This is a genomic window from Pseudarthrobacter sp. CCNWLW207, assembly GCF_037203945.1.
Taxonomy (GTDB): domain Bacteria; phylum Actinomycetota; class Actinomycetes; order Actinomycetales; family Micrococcaceae; genus Arthrobacter.
This window is the reverse complement of record NZ_JBBCBS010000026.1, coordinates 1-5,693: the sequence shown is the minus strand read 5'-3', so window position 1 is coordinate 5,693 and position 5,693 is coordinate 1. Positions and strand designations below refer to the sequence as shown.

General features: G+C 55.1%; 3 rRNA genes. All 3 read right to left on the bottom strand.

From position 1 onward, the window contains the following. Nucleotide 1: 1 nt before the first annotated feature. The 3 genes from rrf to V9L17_RS21105 all read right to left on the bottom strand — a co-directional run bounded on the left by rrf (nucleotide 2) and on the right by V9L17_RS21105 (nucleotide 5,505). Nucleotides 2–118, bottom strand: a 5S ribosomal RNA gene (gene rrf, locus V9L17_RS21115). 212 nt (nucleotides 119–330) lie between these two features. Beyond that, nucleotides 331–3,455 (bottom strand): 23S ribosomal RNA (locus tag V9L17_RS21110). Nucleotides 3,456–3,981: 526 nt separating this feature from the next. Next, a 16S ribosomal RNA gene (locus tag V9L17_RS21105) occupies nucleotides 3,982–5,505 on the bottom strand. The 16S, 23S and 5S rRNA genes sit together here, the layout of an rRNA operon. Between the last annotated feature and the right edge of the window lie 188 nt (nucleotides 5,506–5,693).

Here is a 5,693-nt window from a genome sequence, read left to right as displayed (position 1 = left end):
TGTCCGGCGGTGACCTACTCTCCCACACCCTCCCGGGTGCAGTACCATCGGCGCTGTGGGTCTTAGCTTCCGGGTTCGGAATGGGACCGGGCGTTTCCCCCACGCTATGACCGCCGTAACCCTGTTACCCGACCCTGCCCGGTGTGTGCCGGGGGGTGGGAAGTCTGGTTACAACTGTTCCTGTTAGGGAACTGTGGTGTTGTTATTCAGTTGTGTTCTCAAGCAACGGGTTTGTTGTTTGGGAACCACATAGTGGACGCAAGCAGTCTTGTTTCTTTTTACCCTTTCCTGGTGTGAACGTCTTTTGAATGCCGTTCACGGAAGGGGTGTGTGGTGTAAGTTATCGGCCTATTAGTACCGGTCAGCTTCACGAGTCGTTAGTCCTCGCTTCCACATCCGGCCTATCAACCCAGTGGTCTGGCTGGGGGCCTCTCACACACAAGGTGTATGGAAATCTCATCTCGAAGCGAGCTTCCCGCTTAGATGCTTTCAGCGGTTATCCCATCCGAACGTAGCTAATCAGCGGTGCACTTGGCAGTACAACTGACACACCAGAGGTTCGTCCGTCCCGGTCCTCTCGTACTAAGGACAGCCCTTCTCAAATTTCCTGCGCGCGCAGCGGATAGGGACCGAACTGTCTCACGACGTTCTAAACCCAGCTCGCGTACCGCTTTAATGGGCGAACAGCCCAACCCTTGGGACCTACTCCAGCCCCAGGATGCGACGAGCCGACATCGAGGTGCCAAACCATGCCGTCGATATGGACTCTTGGGCAAGATCAGCCTGTTATCCCCGAGGTACCTTTTATCCGTTGAGCGACGGCCATTCCACAATGTACCGCCGGATCACTAGTCCCGACTTTCGTCCCTGCTCGAGATGTCTCTCTCACAGTCAAGCTCCCTTGTGCACTTACACTCGACACCTGATTGCCAACCAGGCTGAGGGAACCTTTGGGCGCCTCCGTTACTTTTTAGGAGGCAACCGCCCCAGTTAAACTACCCATCAGGCACTGTCCCTGACCCGGATTACGGGCCGAAGTTAGATGTCCAAAGTGACCAGAGTGGTATTTCAACGATGACTCCACCCGAACTGGCGTCCGGGTTTCAACGTCTCCCACCTATCCTACACAAGCCACTCCGAACACCAATACCAAACTATAGTAAAGGTCTCGGGGTCTTTCCGTCCTGCTGCGCGTAACGAGCATCTTTACTCGTACTGCAATTTCGCCGAGTTTATGGTTGAGACAGCGGGGAAGTCGTTACTCCATTCGTGCAGGTCGGAACTTACCCGACAAGGAATTTCGCTACCTTAGGATGGTTATAGTTACCACCGCCGTTTACTGGGGCTTAAATTCTCAGCTTCGCCTTGCGGCTAACCGGTCCTCTTAACCTTCCAGCACCGGGCAGGAGTCAGTCCGTATACATCGTCTTGCGACTTCGCACGGACCTGTGTTTTTAGTAAACAGTCGCTTCCCCCTGGTCTCTGCGGCCCCGATCCCCTCCGGACAGCAAGTGTCCATCAAGGTTGGGGCCCCCCTTCTCCCGAAGTTACGGGGGCATTTTGCCGAGTTCCTTAACCATAATTCTCTCGATCGCCTTAGTATTCTCTACCTGATCACCTGTGTCGGTTTGGGGTACGGGCGGCTAAAACCTCGCGTCGATGCTTTTCTCGGCAGCATAGGATCACCAAATCCCCCCAAACGGGGGTCCCATCAGATCTCAGGCATCATGAACAGCGGATTTGCCTACCGTTCGCCCTACATCCTTAGACCGGGACAACCATCGCCCGGCTTGGCTACCTTCCTGCGTCACACCTGTTAATACGCTTGCCTCCCAGGATCAGGTCCTGCGCTCCACCAAAACCCTCACACCACAAGGGCGATCGGGCAGGTCTCGGGCAGTTAGTATCCCCTGTTCAGCATGGGCGGTTTTTCGCCGGTACGGGAATATCAACCCGTTGTCCATCGACTACGCCTGTCGGCCTCGCCTTAGGTCCCGACTTACCCAGGGCAGATTAGCTTGACCCTGGAACCCTTGATCATTCGGCGGACGGGTTTCTCACCCGTCTTTCGCTACTCATGCCTGCATTCTCACTCGTGTAGGCTCCACCGCTGGTTTACACCGCGACTTCACTGCCCACACGACGCTCCCCTACCCATCCAGACGCCTGAACCACAAGGGCTTAGCTAATATCTGAATGCCACAACTTCGGCGGTGTACTTGAGCCCCGCTACATTGTCGGCGCGGAATCACTTGACCAGTGAGCTATTACGCACTCTTTTAAGGATGGCTGCTTCTAAGCCAACCTCCTGGTTGTCTTCGCAACTCCACATCCTTTCCCACTTAGCACACGCTTAGGGGCCTTAGTTGGTGGTCTGGGCTGTTTCCCTCTCGACTATGAAGCTTATCCCCCACAGTCTCACTGCTGCGCTCTCACTTACCGGCATTCGGAGTTTGGCTGACGTCAGTAACCTTGTAGGGCCCATTAGCCATCCAGTAGCTCTACCTCCGGTAAGAAACACGCAACGCTGCACCTAAATGCATTTCGGGGAGAACCAGCTATCACGAAGTTTGATTGGCCTTTCACCCCTACCCACAGCTCATCCCCTCCATTTTCAACTGAAGTGGGTTCGGTCCTCCACGACGTCTTACCGTCGCTTCAACCTGGCCATGGGTAGATCACTTCGCTTCGGGTCTAGATCACGCCACTGCAACGCCCTATTCAGACTCGCTTTCGCTACGGCTTCCCCACACGGGTTAACCTCGCGACGTAACACTAACTCGCAGGCTCATTCTTCAAAAGGCACGCCGTCACAGCTACAAGGCTGCTCCGACGGATTGTAAGCACACGGTTTCAGGTACTGTTTCACTCCCCTCCCGGGGTACTTTTCACCTTTCCCTCACGGTACTGGTCCGCTATCGGTCATTAGGGAGTATTTAGGCTTATCAGGTGGTCCTGACAGATTCACACGGGATTTCTCGGGCCCCGTGCTACTTGGGATACTCTCCAGGCGGTACTAAACATTTCGGTTACGGGGCTCACACCCTCTACGGCCGGCCTTTCAAGACCGTTCACCTATGCCAGCACATCACACCCCACTGTCCCGGCAGAGACAGTACGGAAAGTCCCACAACCCCGACCATGCAACGCCCGCCGGCTATCACACATGGAACGGTTTAGCCTGATCCGCGTTCGCTCGCCACTACTGACGGAATCACTATTGTTTTCTCTTCCTGCGGGTACTGAGATGTTTCACTTCCCCGCGTTCCCTCCACGCACCCTATGTGTTCAGATGCGGGTCACCAGGCAACTCGCGCCCCTGGCGGGGTTTCCCCATTCGGACACCCTGGGATCACAGTCCGGTTATCGACTCCCCCAGGCTTATCGCAGATTCCTACGTCCTTCTTCGGCTCCTAATGCCAAGGCATCCACCGTGTGCTCTTAAAAACTTGACCACAAAAGATCAAGGAGTAATTCACGAGAGAACCATGAAAACCACCCAGGCACCACCACCACAACCCCGAAAGGCCACAGCACCAGCACCCGGACAGATCCAGGTTCATATTCTTGGAAATTGCTTCTTATAAAAGATGCTCGCGTCCACTATGTAGTTCTCAAACAACAACCCCGTACCACACACCCCACACACAACCCCCAAAAGAGTCAACCGTGCGATCGGTGCAGCCAGGAAACCAGAAACAAACAAACACCGGAAAAAAACCAATCCCTCCGGTCCCTGTTGCCTCAGGACCCAACAGTGTGCCAAACACTAAACCACCCAACCCCCGCCCCGACGTTCCAAAACACCCCCGCAAAGGGAGACATCCGTACTAGACCAGGACAAAAACCAGGCAGCCGCTATCCGTTGATATTCCACCCTTGAGCACCCGCCGCAGAACTAGCGTCTGCGCAACGGGCATATACTCCTGACAAACCCCCACCAACGCATACACGCGGCAATGATCTGTAGGTGCTCCTTAGAAAGGAGGTGATCCAGCCGCACCTTCCGGTACGGCTACCTTGTTACGACTTAGTCCCAATCGCCAGTCCCACCTTCGACAGCTCCCTCCCACAAGGGGTTAGGCCACCGGCTTCGGGTGTTACCAACTTTCGTGACTTGACGGGCGGTGTGTACAAGGCCCGGGAACGTATTCACCGCAGCGTTGCTGATCTGCGATTACTAGCGACTCCGACTTCATGGGGTCGAGTTGCAGACCCCAATCCGAACTGAGACCGGCTTTTTGGGATTAGCTCCACCTCACAGTATCGCAACCCTTTGTACCGGCCATTGTAGCATGCGTGAAGCCCAAGACATAAGGGGCATGATGATTTGACGTCGTCCCCACCTTCCTCCGAGTTGACCCCGGCAGTCTCCTATGAGTCCCCGCCATAACGCGCTGGCAACATAGAACGAGGGTTGCGCTCGTTGCGGGACTTAACCCAACATCTCACGACACGAGCTGACGACAACCATGCACCACCTGTGAACCGGCCCCAAAGGGGAAACCACATTTCTGCGGCGGTCCGGTCCATGTCAAGCCTTGGTAAGGTTCTTCGCGTTGCATCGAATTAATCCGCATGCTCCGCCGCTTGTGCGGGCCCCCGTCAATTCCTTTGAGTTTTAGCCTTGCGGCCGTACTCCCCAGGCGGGGCACTTAATGCGTTAGCTACGGCGCGGAAAACGTGGAATGTCCCCCACACCTAGTGCCCAACGTTTACGGCATGGACTACCAGGGTATCTAATCCTGTTCGCTCCCCATGCTTTCGCTCCTCAGCGTCAGTTAATGCCCAGAGACCTGCCTTCGCCATCGGTGTTCCTCCTGATATCTGCGCATTTCACCGCTACACCAGGAATTCCAGTCTCCCCTACATCACTCTAGTCTGCCCGTACCCACCGCAGATCCGGAGTTGAGCCCCGGACTTTCACGGCAGACGCGACAAACCGCCTACGAGCTCTTTACGCCCAATAATTCCGGATAACGCTTGCGCCCTACGTATTACCGCGGCTGCTGGCACGTAGTTAGCCGGCGCTTCTTCTGCAGGTACCGTCACTTTCGCTTCTTCCCTACTGAAAGAGGTTTACAACCCGAAGGCCGTCATCCCTCACGCGGCGTCGCTGCATCAGGCTTGCGCCCATTGTGCAATATTCCCCACTGCTGCCTCCCGTAGGAGTCTGGGCCGTGTCTCAGTCCCAGTGTGGCCGGTCACCCTCTCAGGCCGGCTACCCGTCGTCGCCTTGGTGAGCCATTACCTCACCAACAAGCTGATAGGCCGCGAGTCCATCCAAAACCACAAAAAGCTTTCCACCCCCCACCATGCGATGAGGAGTCATATCCGGTATTAGACCCAGTTTCCCAGGCTTATCCCAGAGTTAAGGGCAGGTTACTCACGTGTTACTCACCCGTTCGCCACTAATCCACCAGCAAGCTGGCATCATCGTTCGACTTGCATGTGTTAAGCACGCCGCCAGCGTTCATCCTGAGCCAGGATCAAACTCTCCGTTGAAGTAAAACAAAAACGAACACAACACAGCCACCACGGGAAAACGCGGCAACCACACTGCAAAATTTGAAACCAGCTGTAAAAACCAAACCACACCACAGGGGCGGCACGATCTGGCCAAAACAACCAATCAAAAAACAATTGGTATCAACAAACTTGGCACACTATTGAGTTCTCAAACAACAGACACA